This is a genomic window from Janibacter indicus (genome assembly GCF_900176385.1).
Lineage (GTDB): Bacteria > Actinomycetota > Actinomycetes > Actinomycetales > Dermatophilaceae > Janibacter > Janibacter indicus.
The window spans coordinates 58650-77072 of the sequence record NZ_FWXN01000004.1 but is presented as its reverse complement, the minus strand read 5'-3'; the positions used below and the strand labels follow the sequence as shown (position 1 = coordinate 77072).

Annotated in this window: 16 protein-coding genes; 7 read left to right on the top strand and 9 right to left on the bottom strand. The window is 69.6% G+C overall.

The features are described 5' to 3' along the window. Positions 1 to 2: 2 nt before the first annotated feature. Positions 3 to 1544, bottom strand: coding sequence for an IMP dehydrogenase (guaB, locus tag B9B60_RS05600; RefSeq protein WP_084450216.1), 1542 nt, complete (start codon positions 1542 to 1544; stop codon positions 3 to 5). 182 nt (positions 1545 to 1726) lie between these two features. Here guaB and B9B60_RS05595 point away from each other — a divergent pair, with 182 nt between their 5' ends. Both B9B60_RS05595 and B9B60_RS05590 read left to right on the top strand, forming a co-directional pair. Continuing rightward, entirely contained in the window at positions 1727 to 2029 is a 303-nt protein-coding gene (locus B9B60_RS05595) for a WhiB family transcriptional regulator (protein ID WP_084450215.1), read from the top strand. Positions 2030 to 2086: 57 nt separating this feature from the next. After that, on the top strand, positions 2087 to 2332 hold the full coding sequence (locus tag B9B60_RS05590; protein WP_084450214.1) for an RNA-binding S4 domain-containing protein: 246 nt from the start codon (positions 2087 to 2089) through the stop codon (positions 2330 to 2332). A gap of 42 nt (positions 2333 to 2374) precedes the next feature. Here B9B60_RS05590 and B9B60_RS05585 read toward each other — a convergent pair whose 3' ends face one another. Further along, a complete protein-coding gene (locus B9B60_RS05585; RefSeq protein ID WP_084450404.1) occupies positions 2375 to 3070 on the bottom strand; it encodes an aspartate/glutamate racemase family protein in 696 nt (231 codons plus the stop codon). Between the two features lie 109 nt (positions 3071 to 3179). Between B9B60_RS05585 and serA the strand changes: the two genes are divergently transcribed. Beyond that, the gene (gene serA / locus B9B60_RS05580) at positions 3180 to 4382 is read left to right on the top strand and encodes a phosphoglycerate dehydrogenase (protein WP_084450213.1); all 1203 of its coding nucleotides are present in this window, start codon (positions 3180 to 3182) and stop codon (positions 4380 to 4382) included. A gap of 191 nt (positions 4383 to 4573) precedes the next feature. On the opposite strand, the gene B9B60_RS05575 is transcribed toward serA, so the two are convergent. The 5 genes from B9B60_RS05575 to B9B60_RS05555 form a co-directional block, all read right to left on the bottom strand. Next, positions 4574 to 6172, bottom strand: coding sequence for a class I adenylate-forming enzyme family protein (locus B9B60_RS05575; protein WP_084450212.1), 1599 nt, complete (start codon positions 6170 to 6172; stop codon positions 4574 to 4576). 1 nt (position 6173) lies between these two features. Then, positions 6174 to 7427 carry a xanthine dehydrogenase family Fe-S subunit gene (locus B9B60_RS05570; protein ID WP_084450211.1) on the bottom strand — a complete coding sequence of 418 codons (1254 nt, stop codon included), beginning with the start codon at positions 7425 to 7427 and terminating at the stop codon, positions 6174 to 6176. Then, complete coding sequence (locus B9B60_RS05565) at positions 7427 to 8317, bottom strand: FAD binding domain-containing protein (protein ID WP_084450210.1); 891 nt, start codon at positions 8315 to 8317, stop codon at positions 7427 to 7429. The genes B9B60_RS05570 and B9B60_RS05565 overlap by 1 nt, the downstream gene beginning before the upstream one ends. Before the next feature lies 1 nt (position 8318). Next, a complete protein-coding gene (locus tag B9B60_RS05560) occupies positions 8319 to 9098 on the bottom strand; it encodes an enoyl-CoA hydratase/isomerase family protein (RefSeq protein WP_084450209.1) in 780 nt (259 codons plus the stop codon). A 64-nt stretch (positions 9099 to 9162) separates the two neighbouring features. Then, positions 9163 to 11547: a xanthine dehydrogenase family protein molybdopterin-binding subunit gene (locus B9B60_RS05555; RefSeq protein WP_200811163.1), complete on the bottom strand. Its 2385-nt coding sequence runs from the start codon at positions 11545 to 11547 to the stop codon at positions 9163 to 9165. A 39-nt stretch (positions 11548 to 11586) separates the two neighbouring features. On the opposite strand from B9B60_RS05555, the gene B9B60_RS05550 reads away from it, so the two are divergent. Further along, the gene (locus B9B60_RS05550; RefSeq protein WP_327078572.1) at positions 11587 to 12183 is read left to right on the top strand and encodes a PadR family transcriptional regulator; all 597 of its coding nucleotides are present in this window, start codon (positions 11587 to 11589) and stop codon (positions 12181 to 12183) included. A gap of 162 nt (positions 12184 to 12345) precedes the next feature. Here B9B60_RS05550 and groL read toward each other — a convergent pair whose 3' ends face one another. Both groL and groES read right to left on the bottom strand, forming a co-directional pair. Continuing rightward, a complete protein-coding gene (groL, locus tag B9B60_RS05545) occupies positions 12346 to 13947 on the bottom strand; it encodes a chaperonin GroEL (protein ID WP_084450206.1) in 1602 nt (533 codons plus the stop codon). A gap of 98 nt (positions 13948 to 14045) precedes the next feature. Next, entirely contained in the window at positions 14046 to 14342 is a 297-nt protein-coding gene (groES, locus tag B9B60_RS05540) for a co-chaperone GroES (RefSeq protein WP_072625319.1), read from the bottom strand. A 212-nt stretch (positions 14343 to 14554) separates the two neighbouring features. Between groES and B9B60_RS05535 the strand changes: the two genes are divergently transcribed. From B9B60_RS05535 to B9B60_RS05525, 3 genes are all read left to right on the top strand, one after another. Further along, a complete protein-coding gene (locus B9B60_RS05535; protein ID WP_084450403.1) occupies positions 14555 to 15793 on the top strand; it encodes a class I SAM-dependent methyltransferase in 1239 nt (412 codons plus the stop codon). Between the two features lie 60 nt (positions 15794 to 15853). Then, on the top strand, positions 15854 to 17137 hold the full coding sequence (locus B9B60_RS05530) for a glycoside hydrolase family 3 N-terminal domain-containing protein (RefSeq protein ID WP_234993761.1): 1284 nt from the start codon (positions 15854 to 15856) through the stop codon (positions 17135 to 17137). A 127-nt stretch (positions 17138 to 17264) separates the two neighbouring features. Further along, entirely contained in the window at positions 17265 to 18254 is a 990-nt protein-coding gene (locus B9B60_RS05525) for a CPBP family intramembrane glutamic endopeptidase (protein WP_159451155.1), read from the top strand. Positions 18255 to 18423 lie beyond the last annotated feature (169 nt).

The window sequence follows — 18423 nt, the reverse complement described above, 5'->3', positions numbered from 1 at the left end:
GGTCAGCCCAGGCTGTAGTTGGGCGCCTCGACGATGCCCTGGATGTCGTGGGGGTGGCTCTCCTTGAGGGAGGCGGAGGTGATCCGGACGAACTTCCCCTTCGCCTGCAGCTCGGGGACGGTGCCCGCGCCGACGTAGAACATCGACTGCCGCAGGCCACCGACCATCTGGTGGGCGACCTGGGCGAGGGTGCCGCGGTAGGCGACCCGGCCCTCGATGCCCTCGGGCACGAGCTGGTCGTCGCTCGTGACCTCGGCCTGGAAGTAGCGGTCCTTGCTGAAGGACTTCTTGCCGCGGCTGCTCATCGCACCGAGGCTGCCCATGCCGCGGTAGGCCTTGAACTGCTTGCCGTTGACGAAGATCAGCTCGCCCGGGCTCTCCTCGCAGCCGGCGAGGAGCGAGCCGACCATGACGGTGTCGGCCCCGGCGACGATCGCCTTGGCGATGTCACCGGAGTACTGGAGGCCACCGTCGGCGATGACGGGGATGCCGGCGGGCTTGGCCGCGAGCGAGGCGTCGTGGACCGCGGTGATCTGCGGGGCGCCGACGCCGGTGACGATGCGGGTGGTGCAGATCGAGCCCGGCCCGACGCCGACCTTGATCCCGTCGACGCCGGCGTCGATGAAGGCCTGGGCCCCCTCGCGGGTGGCGACGTTGCCGCCGATGACCTGCACGTGCCGGGTGGCGGGATCGGACTTGAGCCGCTCGACCATCTCGAGGAGCAGCTTGACGTGGCCGTGCGCGGTGTCGGCGACGAGCACGTCGACACCGGCGTCGATGAGCGTGGTCGCCCGCTCCCACGCGTCGCCGAAGTAGCCGATGGCGGCACCGACGAGCAGGCGGCCCTGCGCGTCCTTGCTCGCATTGGGGAACTGCTCGCTCTTGACGAAGTCCTTGACGGTGATCAGACCGGCGAGCCGACCCTGCTCGTCGACGATCGGCAGCCGCTCGCGCTTGTGCTGGCGCAGCAGCAGGGTGGCGTCCTCCTGGGAGATGCCGACCGGGGCGGTGATGAGCGGCATCGGCGTCATGACGTCGCGCACGAGGGTCGTGGCCCACTCGGCGACCGGGGTGAAGCGCAGGTCGCGGTTGGTGATGATGCCGATGAGCACGTCGGACTCGTCGACGACGGGAAGCCCGGAGACGCGGTACTCGCCGCAGCGCTGGTCGAGGTCGTCGAGCGTCGCGTCGGGCCCGATGACGACGGGGTTGGTGATCATGCCCGTCTGGGTCCGCTTGACGAGGTCGACCTGGTAGGCCTGGTCCGCGATGGACAGGTTGCGGTGCAGGACACCGATGCCGCCCTGGCGAGCCATGGCGATCGCCATCCGCGACTCGGTGACGGTGTCCATCGCCGCGGAGATGAGCGGCGTCTTGAGGCTGATCTCGCGGGTCAGCCGACTCGTGGTGTCGAGGTCGCCGGGGGCCAGCTCGCTGTAGCCCGGCAGCAGCAGGACGTCGTCGTAGGTCAGGCCCACCTTGGCGAAGGGGTCGGGGGCCGCGCCCCCGGTGTGGTCACGGGCGGTCGGGTCACCGAAATCCATCTCCCTATCCTAAGTCACCCCGAGCGCGCCTCCGGACCTGACCAATCGCTGACCAAATGGCTCAACTTCGGGGCAAACCCATACCTTTTCGTCGACCTCTGTTTGCGCCGATCTTCTTAGGTTGGCAGAGAAATCACGGGGGTGCTCGACCTCCACAGCACCCTGAGCACGGAGGTAGACAGATGGCACAGGCAGACAAGGCGCCCGGTCCGGTCGCGGACCTGTGGGAGTGGCAGTTCGAGGGCGCGTGCCGCGAGACGGGCAGCGAGTCCTTCTACCACCCCGACGGCGAGCGCGGCGCGGCCCGCCGCCTCCGCGACGCGGCCGCCAAGGAGATCTGCACCGGCTGCCCCGTGATGCTCGCCTGCCGCGAGCACGCCCTCGCCATCCGTGAGCCCTTCGGCGTGTGGGGCGGCATGACCGAGGACGAGCGTCAGGTCGCCCTCGCCGAGCGCGACATCGCCGCCGCAGGCATCGCCGGCTGAGCGACGACTCGACGAAGGGGGGCGTCAGGCGCCCCCTTCGCGTCCTAGGCTGGTGGGGTGAGCTCTCCCGCACCGGTCCACATTCGTGACGAGTCCATCCGCCTCGGCCAGCTGCTCAAGCTCGCCGGCCTCGTGGAGGACGGCGCGATGGCTCGCGAGGTCATCGCCGCCGGCGAGGTGAGCGTCGACGGCCAGCCCGAGACGCGCCGCGGCGCGCAGGTCCGGGCGGGCAGCCTCGTGGACTTCGCCGGCCAGCAGGTCGAGGTCGTCACCGGAGAGGCCGAGATCGACGTCCCCTGGTGACGACGGTCCCTGAGGAGGTCGCGCAGCGACCGTCTCGATGGGTCAGCCCTCGGTGAGCATCCAGTCGAGCGCCTGGTCGACGTGGATCGCCGTGGTGTCGTGCAGCGGCACGGGGCAGTCGTCCTCCTCGAGCAGCAGGCCGAGCTCGGTGCCCGCGAGCACGACGCACTCGGCGCCCCGCTCGGCCATCCCCTGCATCACCGAGCGCAGGGCGCGCCGTGAGGTGTCCTTGATGACCCCGTGGACGAGCTCCTCGTAGATGATCCGGTCGACCTCGGGCCGCTCGGCCTCCTCGGGCAGGAGCACCTCGATGCCGCGCTCGACGAAGGGAGCGGTGTAAAAGTCCCCCGACATCGTCGTCAGCGTGGCGATCAGCCCGATCTTGCGCTGCCGCGAGGCCTCGACCCGGCGAGCGGTCGCCTCGGCGATGTGCAGGAAGGGCAGGTCGACCGCCTCGGCGACCTGGTCGGCCACGACGTGCATCGTGTTGGCGGCGAGGATGATGCCCTCCGCTCCCCCGGCCTGCAGGCTCCGGGCCCCCTCGACGAGCAGCCGGGCCATCTCGTCCCAGTCACCGGCATTTTCGGCGTCGTCGACCGGCTGGAAGTCGAGGCTGTGCACGAGGACACGGGCGCTGTGCAACCCGCCCAGGCGCGCGTCGACCCCTTCGTTGAGACGGCGGTAGTACTCCGCCGTCGCCGACCAACCCATTCCGCCGAGGACACCAAGGAGACGCATGGGCACACCCTAGCCAGCAGGCTTGCGCGCGCGGGGCCTTCGTTCCGCCTTGTGGTTCGCATCGCGGGCGGTTGTCCGGCCACATCCGGCCCGGGCATACCCTGCAGGCGTGAAGGTGCTGCTGCTCGAGAACATCCACGACGTCGCCCGTGACGCCCTGACCTCCGCCGGCTTCGAGGTCGAGACCCGCTCCGGGGCCCTCGACGAGACCGAGCTGATCTCCGCCCTCGAGGGCGTCGACCTGCTCGGCGTCCGCTCCAAGACCAAGGTGACCCAGGCGGTCATCCAGGCCCGGCCCGAGCTCAAGGCCGTCGGCGCCTTCTGCATCGGCACCAACCAGATCGACCTCGACGCGGCCGCCCAGGCCGGCACCGTCGTCTTCAATGCCCCCTTCTCCAACACGCGCAGCGTCGTCGAGCTGGCCCTGGGCGAGATCATCGCCCTCGCCCGCCACCTGACGGACAAGAACGCCGCGCTCCACGCCGGTGTCTGGGACAAGTCGGCCAAGGGCGCCCACGAGGTGCGCGGCCGCACGCTCGGCATCGTCGGCTACGGCAACATCGGCGCCCAGCTGTCGGTCGTCGCCGAGGCCTTCGGCATGCACGTGTCCTTCTACGACCTCGAGGACAAGCTGCCGCTGGGCAATGCCACGAAGTGCACCTCGCTCGACGAGCTGCTCGAGACCTGCGAGACGATCACGCTCCACGTCGACGGCCGCGCGGGCAATGCCGGCACCTTCGGCGCCGAGCAGTTCGCCAAGATGCGCCCGCGCAGCCTCTTCCTCAACCTCTCGCGCGGCTTCGTCGTCGACCTCGAGGCCCTGCGCGACAACCTCGTCTCCGGGCACATCGCCGGCGCGGCCGTCGACGTCTTCCCGAGCGAGCCCAAGAAGGCGGGCGACCCCTTCGAGAACTGCCTGCAGGGCATCCCCAACGTCATCCTCACCCCGCACGTCGGTGGCTCCACCGAGGAGGCGCAGTACGACATCGGCCGCTACGTCGCCGGCAAGCTGCGCGACTGGGCCGACACCGGCGCGACCTCGATGTCGGTCAACGTCCCGGCCGTCGCTGCCCCCGTCGCCGTGGGTAGCACCCGCATCCTCCACCTGCACAAGAACGTCCCCGGCGTCCTCGCCCGGGTCAACACGATCCTGTCCGAGGGCGACGTCAACATCGACAGCCAGCAGCTGAGCACCAAGGGCGAGTACGGCTACGCCGTCACCGACCTCGCGAGCGGCCTGCCCGCCGACACCGAGCAGCGTCTGCGCGACCTGCCCGAGACCGTCGAGGTCCGGGTCATCGTCACGGCCTGATCCCCCTTCGCGGGTGGAGGGGGTCACTCCCCGTCGCGCAGCGCAGCCACGTCTGCGGCCCGCACGATCCGGGCTGAAGCGACCCAGGCAGCCGCCGCCGTCCCCCCGGTCATGAGCACCACGACGCCGGCAACGAGCCACCAGTCGACAGCGAAGGGGACCTCGTTGTCCGGGAGAACTGCCGACAGAAGTCAGGCAGTTGTTGGTGGTTCGGTGGGTGGTTCAGTGGGTTGATCAGGAACGGGCCGTGCCGTCGTGGCGGCCTCGGCGTCGATCAGCTTTCGGCGGAGGATCTTCCCCACCGGGCTCTTCGGAATCTCCGGCACGATCTCGACACGCTTGGGTACCTTGTACGGCGACAGACCGGAGTCGTTCTTGGCCCAGTCGAGGATCTGCGCGCTGAGCCCACTCGGGTCGACTCCGTCAACCGGCACGACGAAGCAGGTCACGGACTGCCCCCAGCGTTCGTCCGGAAGGCCAACGACGACCACCTCGCCGATCGCCGGGTGGTGGGACAGGACGTCTTCCACCTCGACCGGGTGGACGTTTTCGCCGCCGGTGATGATCATGTCGTCGACGCGGCCCTCGACCCACAGGTCGCCGTCCTCGTCGACCCGCCCGACGTCCCCGGTGTGGTACCACCCGTGGCGAATCGACTTCGCGTCGGCGTCAGGACGCTGCCAGTAGCCGGCGAAGGCCTCGGGGCAGCGCAGATCGACCACGATTTCGCCCTCGGTTCCCACCGGCAGGGAGTCATGAGTCTCATCCGAGGTGGGGTCCACGACCCGCCAGCGTCCGAACACACCCGGGCGTCCGGCTGCGCCCGGCTTGGCGGCGGCGTCGGCGGCGATGGAGAAGGTGTAGACCTCGCTGGATCCGTAGTGGTTGACGAACACCTCGGGGTGGATCGCCTGCACCAACTGCTCGCAGAGCGCGGAGGTCATTGGTGCCCCGGCGAAGGCCAGCTTGCGGACGCTGCCGGCCACCCTTTCCATGTCGCCACCCTTGTTCACAACGGACCAGAAGGCCGTCGGCACCAGGTAGAGCGCCGTCACGCCCTCCTGTTCGATCAGGTCGACTGCTTCGCCTGGGTTGAACACCGGCTGGACGACGAAGGTGCCGCCCACCACCACCATCGAGAGCAACGAGCGCAGGCCCATCGTGTGGTAGAGCGGCATCGCGCCGAGGGTGATCTCCCCCGGGGCGTAACGGGCCTGCACGACGTGCGCCACCGAAGCGGCATGCTCGTTGCTCTGGGTGCGCGGCACCCCCTTGGGCCGCCCGGTGGTGCCACTGGTGTAGAGCATCACGCTCCAGTCGTCCGGCCCGACCTCGACGCCCGGGTCAGTGGGGTCCGCCCCGGCCACCGCTTGCTCGAAGTCCTGAGCCCCGGCCACCGCATCGGTGTCGACTGACAGCACGATCGGTGAAACCTTCGACGCGCTGAGCACCTCGGCGGCCATCGAGCCGGCGACGTCGTCCACCACGACCACTGTCGGGGTCGAGTCGTCCAGGCAGTGCACCAACTCGACCACGCCGAGTCGGATGTTGTACGGGGTGGACATCACGCCGATCTTCTGCAGCGCCAGGTGGGTGGAGGCCATCTCCTCGCTGTTGGACAGGAGCAACCCGACCCTGTCGCCTCGACGTACGCCGAGGGAGGTCATCAGGTTCGCGATCCGATTTGTCCGCTCGTCGAGCTCGCGGTAGGTCAGTCGGCGCTGGCCTGCGAACGCGAGCCGCTCGGGGTGACGTTCAGCCGCCCAGGTAAGGGTTCTTCCGAGTTCCATGTCAATTCCTTCTGGAGAACAGTCGAACGAGCGCTGCCACACGGGAGCGAATGAGGGCCATCACCATCGACAGTGCGCTGGCCGGGGCGGCCTCGGTGGGCGCCTCACCGCGTGCGGCGGCCTCGATGTTGCTGGCGAACTGCTGGAACATGTCCCGGCTGACGTCGTTGACCAGGCCGCGACCAAACTGCGCGATCCGGCCCGCCATGTGGAGTTCGGCCGTGGCGCGCAGGGCGGTCCGCCCGTCCCCCTGCGGTTCCGCGACCAGGTCGACGACGGCCGCGACGTCGCCGGAGGACGCGTCCGCGGCTTGGCCGATCACCTTGACCCGGTGCGTTTCCTCGTCCCGCTCGACGATCCGCACGTCCCCGAGGAACGCGAGTCGTACCGGGCCGAGGCTGACCCGCATCCGCCCCTTGTACTGGTCGTCGCCGAAGTCCTCGATGATCTCCGCCCCCGGCAGGCAGGCGGCGAGCGTTGAGGTACTTTCGATGATCGACCAGATCCGGTCGATCGGCTCGTCGGCCGCGGTGTCCACCGTGACGACGGCGGTGGGCTCGCCCGAGGGAACGCTGATCTCGGCCCGTCCCCCGGTATTTGCCTGTTCGAGCTCCATCGGCTCACCGGCTCCGCCGAGGGTCGCCCGCGGCAGCCGGGGTTCGGGTTGGGCGCAGTTGCGCGGTCCTGGCACCCCGTCGGGGTACTTCCGGGCGACGTCGGCGACGGCGTCGACGATGTTGCGGTATCCGGTGCACCGGCACAACACACCGGACAGTTGGTCCGGCAGTTCTTCCTCGCTCGGCTGCTCGTCGGTCTTCAGCAGGTCGTAGGCACTCATGATCTGCCCCGGGGTGCAGAACCCGCACTGCAGTGCGTGGTGGCTGCCGAAGGACTCTTGCAGGGGATGCAGGTCGGAGGGAGTGCCCATTCCCTCAACGGTCAGCACCTCGGAGCCGTCGACCTGGCAGGCCAGCATCAAGCAGGCGCGGGCAGCGTCGCCGTCGACCAGCACCGTGCAGAGGCCACAGACGCCGTGCTCGCAGCCCAGGTGGGTCCCGGTCAGGCCGAGATGGTCACGGAGCGCATCCGCCAGTGTCACCCGCGGTGCGACGTGTACGGTCGCGGGTCGACCGTTGATGATGAAATCGACCCTCATCAACTCGTCGGCGGCACAACGCACCCCCGGCGTCTGGTGTCCTCGGCGCCTGCGGTGCCGCCGAAGCGGGGCGAGTGCCCGTTCGCGGAGTTCGGTCATCAGTGGTTCCTCCTCATGCTGCGCTGGGTGGCGGAGATCAACTCGCGGCCACCGAGCACGCGCACCAACCGTCGACGGTAAGCAGCGCTGGCGTGCTTGTCTCCGCCGGTAGTGACCAGTGCGTCGGCTGCCTCCGCCAGTGCGTCGGTCACCCGGCCGGCGTCTGCCCGCTGTACTTCGCCCGACAGCAGTTCGCCCACTGCATCAGTGACGTCGATCAGCTGCGGGCGATCCGCGACCCCGAAGGCGCCGATCCGGGCCCGTCGGACGCGATCGCCGTCCGTCTCCACCATGGCCGTGATCCCGACCAGTGCGAAGTCGCCGTGCCTGCGGGCCGTCTCGGCGAAGCCGAAACCCTGCCCCGGCCGGGCGCGAGGGAAGTCGACGTACTCCAGTACCTCCCCCGGTTCCAGGGCCGTGGTCATCGCTCCGCGGAAAAACTCCGCGGCGGTGAGTTCCTTGGTCCCCTTGGGCCCGTTGACACCAAACCGGGCGCCGAGGGTGAGTGCCACCGCCGGTAGCTCCGAGGCGGGATCCGCGTGTGCCAGTGATCCGCACACGGTCCCCCGGCTCCGGATCTCCCGGTGGCCGATCCAGGGCAGGGCCCGTGACAGCAGCGGAACTCCGAGGTCGCGGTGTCGCTCGACTGTGCGCTGCCGCACCGCGGCCCCGATCCGAACGTGGTCAGCAGTTTCGATCTGCTGCCACCGCTCCACTCGAGTGATGTCGACGAGCGTGGTCGGCCGCCCCAGCCGCATCGCGAGCACTGGCACCAACGACTGGCCACCGGCGATGACCTTCGCCTCGCCATGGGCCTGCGCGGCAGCCAGTTCCGCCACGACGTCCTGCGGAGTCGTCGGACGGACGTACGCGAAGGGAGCGGCCTTCATGTCAGCGGTTCCGGAACTGCGGCTTGCGGTTTTCCCCGAAAGCAGCGACACCCTCGGCGAAGTCCTCGGTGGCGCGCAGCATCGCGTACGACTTGCGCTCCAGCTCGACACCGGTGGCCAGCGGGCCGTCGATGCCACGGTCGAGGACTTCCTTGGCGGTCCGCAGTGCCACGGAGGAGAAGCCGAGCAGGGAGGACACGACGCGCTCGACCTCGTCCTCCATTGCCTTCTTGTCCGCGGAGGCACTGGCCACCAGACCCCAGTCCTGGGCCTGCTGGCCGGTGATCCGTTCGCCGGTGAGGATGTGGTACTTCGCGCGAGACAGCCCGATCAGCCGGGACAGCCGCTGGGTCCCACCCGAACCGGGCATCATCCCGAGCTTCATCTCCGGCAGCGCGAACGAGGACCGCTGAGTGGCCAGCCGAATGTCTGTGGACAGCACGAGCTCCAGGCCGACGCCGAAGCAGTAGCCGTCGATCGCCGCGATCACCGGCTTCGGGGACCGGCTTGCTGCGGTGACGTCGTGGCCGAGATCGGTCAGGTCGAAGGGGGCCACCTCCATGAAGCCGGCGATGTCGCCACCGGAGGTGAAGTTCTCACCCTCACCACGGATGACCACGACCCGAACGTCATCGTCGGCATCGATCTCGGAGAACCGTTCGGCCATCAAGGCCCGCATCTCCATGGTGACGATGTTGAGCCGACCGTGGTCGAGGGTGAGGTTGGCCACGCGGCCGTCATGGCTGCGCTCGAGCCGGATGTCGCCTCCGGTGGTGGGCATGGCATTCCTTTCGATGGGTGTGCTGGGGGATCTTGTGCTGGGGGTTGGGCTGCAGGTGTTGTCGTCAGTCGTTCGGGTACAGCAGGTCGTGCAGCACGCTGGGGTGGACGGGCAGGGAGTTGATCTCCACCCCGTGCTCGCTGACGGCGTCCTCGACAGCATTCGCGAGGGCCACGGGGAAACTCATGCTGGCGCCCTCACCGGCTCCCTTGGCACCCAGCCGGGTGAGCGGGGAGGGGGTCTCGATGTGATCCATCCGGAACGGAAACATCGACTCCGCCGAGGTGGGCACCAGGTAGTCCATGAAGGTGGAGACGGGCTGCCCCGAATCGGAGTAGCTCATCTCTTCGTACATGGCACCGCCGAGGGCCTGGACCATCGCACCGTGCACCTGACCTGTGAACAACTGCTCGTTCAGGATGGTGCCGGCGTCGTGAACGCTGACCACGTCGTCGATGGTGATCTCCAGCGTCTCCGGGTCGATCCGAACACTCACCAGGTCGGCGACGAAGCCGTAGCACAGCGACGAGTTGACCTGGTCGGTGCGCGACGGCGCCTGTGCCTGCGGGGGCGTGAAGGCAACGTTGACCTCGAGCGTGGCCTCTTCGCCTCCCGGCAGGCGGCCCGGATCCCAGTGGATCAGGCCGGCGGCGTGCTTGAACGACACTGACTTCTCCGGGTCGCCCATGACACGGACGGTGCCTTGGTGGAGTTCGAGCAGGTCCGCGGTGGTGTCGAGCATCAGGGCAGCGGCCCTCTTGATCCGCTCACCGATCTCACGGGCACCGTCCACCAGTGCGGAGGTGAGCAGCGGGGAGAATCGTGAGGAGTAGCTGCCGGAGGTGATGGTCCACGCCGTGGTGGCGGTGTCCATCACCACGGTCGGCACCACCTGCTCCTCGGGTAGACCGAGTTCGCGGGCGACCACCTGGCGCGCGACCGTGGCATGCCCCTGGCCCTGCGGGACGGTGCCGAGGGTGATGCCGACGATGCCTTGCGGATCAACGCTGAGGTGTACGTGTTCCGTCGAACCCGACTTGCCACGTCCGGGCGGACGGTTCTCCGCTGGGGTGGCCAGCCCGACGTAGCCGATGTTGGTCCCGGACGGTTCGACGATCAGCGCGACCCCGGTTCCGACCAGTTCGCCGCGCGCCCGGGCTTCGGCCTGGCGGGCCAACAGGGCTTGGTAGTCGGAGTTGTCCTCGAGGTGTTCCACCACCTTCTGGTAGTTGCCCGAGTCGTAGATCCCACCCGTCGGGGTGGCGTACGGGAAGGACTCCGCTCCGATCAGGTTTCGCTTGCGGAACTCCAGCCGATCCAGCCCGACCGCCTTGGCAGCCTTGTCCATGATCCGTTCCAGGGCGAAGTAGAGCTGCTGGCCGCCGAAGCCACGGTTCAGCCCGGTCGGGCACTTGTTCGTGACCACTGCCCGGGACCGGAGTCGGACGTGCTCGATGCCGTACGCCCCGGTCATGTTGCCGAAGCAGCGGTAGAGGGTGGCGGGCTCGGGCGGGCGCAGGTATGCGCCGACGTTCTCCACGAAGTCGATGTCGATGGCCTGGATGATGCCGGCCGCGTCGATGGCGGTCCGGACCTTCATGTGTCGGTCCGACCCGGCTGAGCTGGCGAGCAGGTGCTCGGAGCGATCCTCCGACCAGCGCACCGGTCGACCGGCGTGCCGAGAGGCCAGCGCCATCAGCGCGATGTAGGGGTAGATGCCCGCCTTGATACCGAATGATCCGCCGTTGTCGGCCGGGACGTGCAGGCGCAACTGAGAGGTGGTCAGCCCCATTGCCCCACAGAGCACCGGGACCATCGAGAAGGGCCCGTGGAAGTTCGACCAGACCGTCACCTCGGGGTGTTGGGGACCGTCGACCCAGTTGGCCACCACGTTGTAGCACTCCATCGGGGTGGAGGAGTAACGCGGGAAGTAGTACTCCCCCTCGACCACGTGGGCGGCATCGGCGAAGGCCTCGTCCACCTCGCCGAAGTTGAAGGTGCGATCGCTGGCGACGTTGGTCTTGCTGCGCTCGTGCAGCAGCGGGGAGTCCGGGGTGAGGGCCTTCATCGCATCCACGACGACGGGTTCGAGCTCGTAGCTGATGTCCACCAGGTCGCCGGCGTCCTCCGCGGTGTATCGATCGGTGGCGACGACCACGGCAACCGGCTCCCCGACGTAGCGGACCTTGTCGGTCCCGGTCGGGTAGTAGTCCATCGGTGCCCGCAGCGAAAGGGGGAAGGGCTTCAAGGCTGCAAGGACTTCCTCGGGCCCGATCACCGCGGCCACGCCGGGATGATTCCGAGCGCGTTGCAGGTCGACGGACGTGATCTTGGCGTGTGCGTTCGGGCTCCGGACGATGGCGGCGACGAGGGTGCCCGGAATGGGGTCGAGATCGTCGAGGAAGGAGCCCTTGCCGGTGACAAGGTTGGCGTCCTCGAGTCTGGACATCGCCCTTGAAGTCATCCTCCACACCTTTCACCGTGTGACATGCACCGTCCATTTCGGACCGTCTTGACTGCACCATATGTTTACCATGTGGGCATGTCAAGGGACCGCCTCACTGTCACCTCGTTCCTGGTGCTCGGGCTGATTGCTCTCCGCGGACCCTCCACCTCGTACGACTTGAAGCGGGCCTCCGGCCACTCGATCGGCTACTTCTGGCCGTTCCCGCACGCCCAGCTCTACTCGGAGCCGCGCAAGCTCGCCGACGCCGGGCTGCTCACGGTCGAGGAGGAGATGAACGGGCGCCGCCGCCAGACCTTCTCGATCACCGAGGAGGGGCGTGAGGCACTGGTGGCGTGGCTCGACCAACCGATCACCGATCCGATGCAGATCCGCGACGTCGCGGAGCTGAAACTCTTCTTCAGCGAGTTGATGGGACCCGACACGGAGCGACGGTTGGCCGCCGGCCAGATCAAGCAGCACACGGCCCGACTGGCCGAGTACCACTCCATCCAGGAGCGGTTCGCCGACCGTGCCGATGTGGCCTCGCGGATGATCCCCCTCGAGCTGGGAATCGCGATGACCGAGGCAGCGCTGGCCTTCTGGGTGGACTTGGCCGAGCGGCTCGATCCCGAGGACTGACCCTCAGCGCCACCGGCTGCGGCCCGCGGCAGCCTCGCTGGGGCGGTCTTTCACAGCGATCAGGGTCGGTCGGTGGCTCCTAGGTCGCATCTACACCACGGAGCATGACGAATGGGGTGGCGCACCAACCGGTGCGCCACCCCATTCGATCAGGTCGGGACGTCAGTGCGAGTGGCCGTGACCCTCGTCCTCGTCCTCCTTCTTGTCCACGACGAGCGTGTCGGTGGTGAGGACCATCGACGCGATCGAGGCGGCGTTGACGAGCGCGGAGCGGGTGACCTTGACCGGGTCGATGACGCCCTGGCCGATGAGGTCGCCGTACTCGCCGGTCGCGGCGTTGAGGCCCTGACCCGGGGTCAGCTCCTGCACCTTGGCGACGGCGACGTAGCCCTCGAGGCCCGCGTTCTCGGCGATCCAGCGCAGCGGCTCGACACCGGCGGTGCGCACGATGTTGGCGCCGACCTGCTCGTCACCCTCGAGCTGCACGGCGTCGAGCGCGGAGACGGCGTGGGCCAGGGCGGAGCCACCGCCCGCGACGATGCCCTCCTCGATGGCCGCGCGGGTCGCGGAGATCGCGTCCTCGATGCGGTGCTTCTTCTCCTTGAGCTCGACCTCGGTGTGGGCACCCACCTGGATGACGCACACGCCACCGGCAAGCTTGGCGAGGCGCTCCTGAAGCTTCTCGCGGTCCCAGTCGGAGTCGGTGCGCTCGATCTCGGACTTGATCTGGTTGACCCGACCAGTCACGTCGTCGGCAGCACCCTGGCCGTCGATGATCGTCGTGGTGTCCTTGGTGACGACGATGCGACGGGCCTGCCCAAGGTCCTCGAGGGTGACCTGGTCGAGCTTGAGGCCGACCTCCTCGGCGATGACCTGACCGCCGGTGAGGATCGCTATGTCCTGGAGCATCGCCTTGCGGCGGTCGCCGAAGCCGGGAGCCTTGACGGCCGCGACGTTGAAGACGCCCTTGAGCTTGTTGACGACGAGCGTCGAGAGGGCCTCGCCGTCGATGTCCTCGGCGATGACGAGCAGCGGCTTGCCGGACTGCACGACCTTCTCCAGCACCGGGAGGATCTCCTGGATGTTGGAGATCTTGCCCTGGTTGATCAGGACGTAGGCGTCCTCGAGGACACCCTCCATACGCTCCGGGTCGGTGACGAAGTAGGGGCTGATGTAGCCCTTGTCGAACTGCATGCCCTCGGTGAAGTCGAGCGCGGTCTCGGCGGTCGAGGACTCCTCGACGGTGATGACGCCGTCCTTGCCGACCTTGTCGAAGGCGTCGGCGATGATCCCGCCGATGCCCTGGTCCTGGGCGGACAGCGACGCGACCTGGGCGATCTCGTCCTTGCCCTCGACCTCACGGGCGGTCTCGAGCAGGCGGGCCGAGACGGCCTCGACGGCCTTGTCGATGCCGCGCTTGAGGCCGGACGGGGCGGCTCCCGCGGCGACATTGCGCAGGCCCTCCTTGACCATGGCCTGGGCGAGGACGGTCGCGGTCGTCGTGCCGTCACCGGCGACGTCGTTGGTCTTGGTGGCGACCTCCTTGGCGAGCTGGGCGCCGAGGTTCTCGTAGGGGTCCTCGAGCTCGATCTCGCGGGCGATCGTCACGCCGTCGTTGGTGATCGTGGGGGCGCCCCACTGCTTGTCGATGACGACATTGCGGCCCTTGGGGCCGAGGGTCACCTTGACGGCGTTGGCGAGCTGGTCGACGCCGCGCTGGAGGGCGTCACGGGCGGAGTCGTTGAACTCCAGTTCCTTGGCCATGTCTGTCCTTTGGTTCTAACGAAGGGGGAAGAGGTGACGCCCCGGAGGGCCCGGGAGGGGCCGCACCCGGGGCGTCAGCTCAGTACTGGGAAGGATCGTCAGCCGACGATCGCGAGCACGTCGCGCGCGGAGAGGATGAGGTACTCCTGGCCGCCGTGCTTGACCTCGGTGCCGCCGTACTTGGAGTAGATGACGCGGTCGCCGACGGAGATGTCCATCGGGATGCGCTCGTCACCGTCCTCGTTGAACCGGCCGGGGCCGACGGCGACGACCTCGCCCTCCTGGGGCTTCTCCTTGGCGGTGTCCGGGATGACGAGGCCGGAGGCGGTGGTCTGCTCCGCCTCGATGCCCTGGACGACGATCCGGTCCTCGAGCGGCTTGATGGAAACCGACACGGTGACTCCTTCTGTGGGGACGTGTGTGTGAACGTGGGGCGAAGCCTGGCCGGGCGCCGTCGCGGGGGTCGTCCAACCGTGGCATCTGGCACTCGCCGGAGGTGAGTGCCAAGAGCAAATCTAGGCACCCGATTGGCACTCGGTCAACCCGAGTGCCAATCCCCGTCGCGACCGGGCCGCTGGGCGGCCCGGGATGCGTGACAATGGCGCACGTGGATCCGACGACCGTGCGCTGGCTGGCCTCCCCCGAGGGGCACGAGTCCCTGCACGGCCTGCCCGAGTACCGCGAGGCGGACGCGGTCGGTCTGGCCTCTCGGCTGCGGGCGGGGGGTCACTCCGCCGAGCGCGTCGCCGCCCTCCTGACGCAGAAGCGCCTGCAGGCGCGCGCGCAGGAGAAGTTCGGCGAGTTCGCCGACGGCATGCTCTTCACCCCCGATGGTCTCGAGCAGGCCAGCCGGCTCGAGGTGGCGGCGACGCACGCCGGCCGCTACGCGACGGCCAGCCTGGCGACCGTCCACGACCTCGGCTGCGGCATCGGCTCGGACGCGATGGCGATGAGCGCCCTCGGTGTCACCGTCCACGGCGTCGATGCCGACCCGCTCACGGCGGCCATCGCCGACGTCAACCTGCGGCCGTGGCCCGACAGCCGGGCCCGCACCGGTGTGGCCGAGGACTTCGAGGCACCGCTCGACCCGCTGCACTCGCGCACCGGAGTCTGGCTCGACCCCGCCCGCCGCACCCCCGGAGTCACCGACCGCTCCGGCCGCACCCGGCGCGTCTTCCGGCTCGACGAGGTCTCCCCGTCGTGGGACTTCGTGCTCTCCGTCGCCCGTGACGTCCCCGCGACCGGGGCCAAGCTCTCCCCTTCGCTCCCCCACGACATCCCGCCGCTCGGCACCGAGGCCCAGTGGACCTCGTGGCAGGGCACCGTCCTCGAGTGCACGGTCTGGTGGGGCCCGCTCGTCAAGGAGGCCGGCCGCAGCGCCCGGGTCCTGCGCAAGGGCGCGCCGCCGGTCGAGGTCGACCAGCGCAGCTGCGAGGACGACCCGGCCGCCGCCCTCTCGCTCGCCGACACCGGCCGCTGGCTCTACGAGGCCGACCGCGCGGTCACCCGGGCAGGCCTCATCGGCACCGTCACCGGCGCCGTCTCCGGCATGGAGCTCGAGGCCGGGCTCGGCTACGTCACCAGCGACGACGCGGTCGACCTCGGCCACGCCCGACGCTACGAGGTGCTCGAGGCGATGCCCTTCTCCGTCAAGGGTCTGCGCGGGTGGCTCCGCGAGCGCGGGGTCACCGGCCTCACGGTCAAGAAGCGCGGGATCCGGCTCGACGAGGACCAGCTGCGCAAGCAGCTGAAGATCGGCCGCGGGGCCGGCGACGGCGACAGTGCCACCGTCGTGCTCACCCGCGTCGGCGGCGAGCATGCCGTGCTCGTCGTCGAGGCCTCCTGAGCGCGGCATCACCGGCGCGAGCGCCGTCGACGCCCATGCGGCGCAGGTAGCCTGCCCCCCATGCCGACCCGAGCCAGTCACCTGACCCGCGCCGCTGCAGGCCTCGCCGTCCTCGCCCTCGTCGGGTGCGCCTCCGACGACCCGGGAGCAGACGGCACGAGCTCCTCCTCGCCGTCGTCCTCGACCTCGACCTCGACCTCGACCGAGGACACGACCTCCGCGACGTCGTCCTCGGCGGCGACGTCCTCCCCTTCGTCCTCGTCGCGGTCCACCACGGCGACCGCCGACGGCCCCGAGGCCAGCGCCTGCGTCGAGCAGGTGCGTGACGCGATGACGCCGACCCAGCAGGCCGGTCAGCTGCTCATGGCGGCCATGCAGCCGGGGCCGGCCACCTCCCTCGACGGGCCGATCGGGGCGCAGGGCCTGGGCTCGATGCTCTACCTTGGCGGCTGGCAGGAGAGTGCGACCGTCGCGGCCGCCAGCACGCACCTGCAGGACGTCTCCCCCACCGTCGACGGGACCAAGGTGGGCATGCTCGTCGCGGCCGACCAGGAGGGCGGCGAGGTCCAGCAGCTCACCGGGTCCGGGTTCACCTCGATGCCCTCCGGCCTCGAGCAGGCGCAGGACCCCGACCTGCGGGCCTCGGCCAAGGCCTGGGGTGCCGAGCTCAAGCAGGCGGGGGTCAACGTCAATCTCGCCCCGACCGCTGACACCGTCCCCAGCGAGATCGGCACGGCCAACGAACCCATCGGCAAGTGGGGCCGCCAGTACGGCTCGACCCCGCAGGCCGCGAGCAAGGGCGCGGTCGCCTTCGGTCAGGGCATGCAGGACGCGGGCGTCGAGCCGACGGTCAAGCACTTCCCCGGGCTGGGGCGGATCACCGGCAACACCGACCTGCGTGACACCGGCATCACCGACTCGACGATGACCCGCGACGACGCGCACCTGACCCCCTTCGCCGACAGCATCGAGGCCGGGACCAAGATCGTCATGGTCGGCTCCGCGCACTACTCCAAGATCGACGGCGAGACCCCGGCCCTCTTCTCTCGCACGATCGTCGACGGCATGCTCCGGGACGACCTCGGCTTCGACGGGGTCGTCATCACGGATGACGTCGGCGCGGCCAAGGCGGTCGCGGCCACGCCGGTCGGCGAGCGCGCGACGCGCTTCATCTCCGCCGGCGGCGACATCGTCCTCACGGCCGAGCCGGCCCAGGTCCCCACGATGGTGTCCGCCATCGAGGCCAAGGCGAAGGGGGACCCGGCCTTCGCGAAGCAGGTCACCGCCTCGGTCACCCGGGTGCTGACGCTCAAGGAGGACATGGGTCTGCTGCGCTGCGGCTGAGCCAACCGGCGACCGGCGCGTAGACCTCTGGCTCGGGTGAGGGCAACCCCCGCCGCGACCAAAGGCGTACGGGGCTCGAGACCACGGGCCGATGCCCGCGACGCGGTGCCGGCGCGAGTCTTGCCGCATGAGCACCTCGACGACGGGCCCGCATACGCCCCAGACCCCCTTCGCCCCTCCGACGACCCTGCTGCCGGCCCCGAGCATCGAGCCGGCGGCCCCGCAACCCACCCAGGCGCGCAGCTACGTCCACCAGATGCGCGGGCCCAGCCACCGTTGGTGGCGGCCCCTCCTCGCGCTCCTCGTCGCCTCGATCGCGGCCCTCGTCGGGATGGGCGTGATCACCGGCGCCTTCATCGCCACGGGTCTGGTCACGAGCGAGGAGCAGATGTTCGACGTGCTCGACCCCACGGCGTCGCTGCTCGGCAACCTCCTCATCGCCGTGCTCATCCCCGCCACCCTGCTGGGCCTGCGGGTCGGCTTCGGTCCGGGCGCGGGGCGGGTGCTGTCCGTGGCCGGAAGGATGCGCTGGGCCTGGCTGGCCCGCTGCGGTGCCGTGCTGGCGCCGATCTGGGCGGCCTACCTCGCCATCGCCTGGCTCGCCGACGGCGCAGAGGTGCTCGGGCGTCCGGAGCACTGGGTCGGACTGCTCGTCGTGTCGCTGCTGACGACGCCGCTGCAGGCCGCCGCCGAGGAGATCTTCATGCGCGGTGGGCTCGTTCAGGGCCTGGGTGCCTGGGTGCGCTCCCCCGTCGTCGCGCTCGGCGTGACGACCCTGCTGTCGGCGGCGCTCTTCGCCCTGGCGCACGGGTCGATGGACATCTGGATCCTCATCGACCTCGGGTGGATGGCCGCGGTCGGGTGCTGGCTCACCTGGCGCACGGGCGGGCTCGAGGCGATCATCGCGCTCCACGTGGTCAACAACCTGCTCGTCATCACCTTGGGCCTGCTGGCCGGTGGCCTCGAGCAGAGCTACGTCGACACCGGTGCGACGAGCACACCGCTCGCCGCCGGGGCAAGCGTGGCCGCCACGACGCTCGTCGCCGCGGTCCTGCTGCATCTCGCTCGGCGGCACGGCATCGCCCCGCAGGGCTGGCGCGAGCCGGCGCTCGGCTGAGCTCGCGCCCGGCCCGGGGGCCCGGGGGCCGAGGGTCCGGCGGTCCGGGCGGTGCCTACGCCACTGCTCCGTACGACGGGTCACGGCTCCCGATCCAGCACACCCCCGGACCGGACTACGCCGCCCCACTGCCCCGCCCAGCCCCGCCCACAGCACGGAGCAGCGACGA

Coding starts and splice junctions, on each gene's coding strand:
- guaB (WP_084450216.1), bottom strand. CDS start 1,544: ATGGATTTCGGTGACCCGACCGCCCGTGACCACACCGGGGGCGCGGCC.
- B9B60_RS05595 (WP_084450215.1), top strand. CDS start 1,727: ATGGCACAGGCAGACAAGGCGCCCGGTCCGGTCGCGGACCTGTGGGAG.
- B9B60_RS05585 (WP_084450404.1), bottom strand. CDS start 3,070: ATGCGTCTCCTTGGTGTCCTCGGCGGAATGGGTTGGTCGGCGACGGCG.
- B9B60_RS05575 (WP_084450212.1), bottom strand. CDS start 6,172: ATGGAACTCGGAAGAACCCTTACCTGGGCGGCTGAACGTCACCCCGAG.
- B9B60_RS05570 (WP_084450211.1), bottom strand. CDS start 7,427: ATGACCGAACTCCGCGAACGGGCACTCGCCCCGCTTCGGCGGCACCGC.
- B9B60_RS05565 (WP_084450210.1), bottom strand. CDS start 8,317: ATGAAGGCCGCTCCCTTCGCGTACGTCCGTCCGACGACTCCGCAGGAC.
- B9B60_RS05560 (WP_084450209.1), bottom strand. CDS start 9,098: ATGCCCACCACCGGAGGCGACATCCGGCTCGAGCGCAGCCATGACGGC.
- B9B60_RS05555 (WP_200811163.1), bottom strand. CDS start 11,547: ATGTCCAGACTCGAGGACGCCAACCTTGTCACCGGCAAGGGCTCCTTC.
- B9B60_RS05550 (WP_327078572.1), top strand. CDS start 11,587: ATGCACCGTCCATTTCGGACCGTCTTGACTGCACCATATGTTTACCAT.
- groL (WP_084450206.1), bottom strand. CDS start 13,947: ATGGCCAAGGAACTGGAGTTCAACGACTCCGCCCGTGACGCCCTCCAG.
- B9B60_RS05530 (WP_234993761.1), top strand. CDS start 15,854: ATGCCGACCCGAGCCAGTCACCTGACCCGCGCCGCTGCAGGCCTCGCC.
- B9B60_RS05525 (WP_159451155.1), top strand. CDS start 17,265: ATGAGCACCTCGACGACGGGCCCGCATACGCCCCAGACCCCCTTCGCC.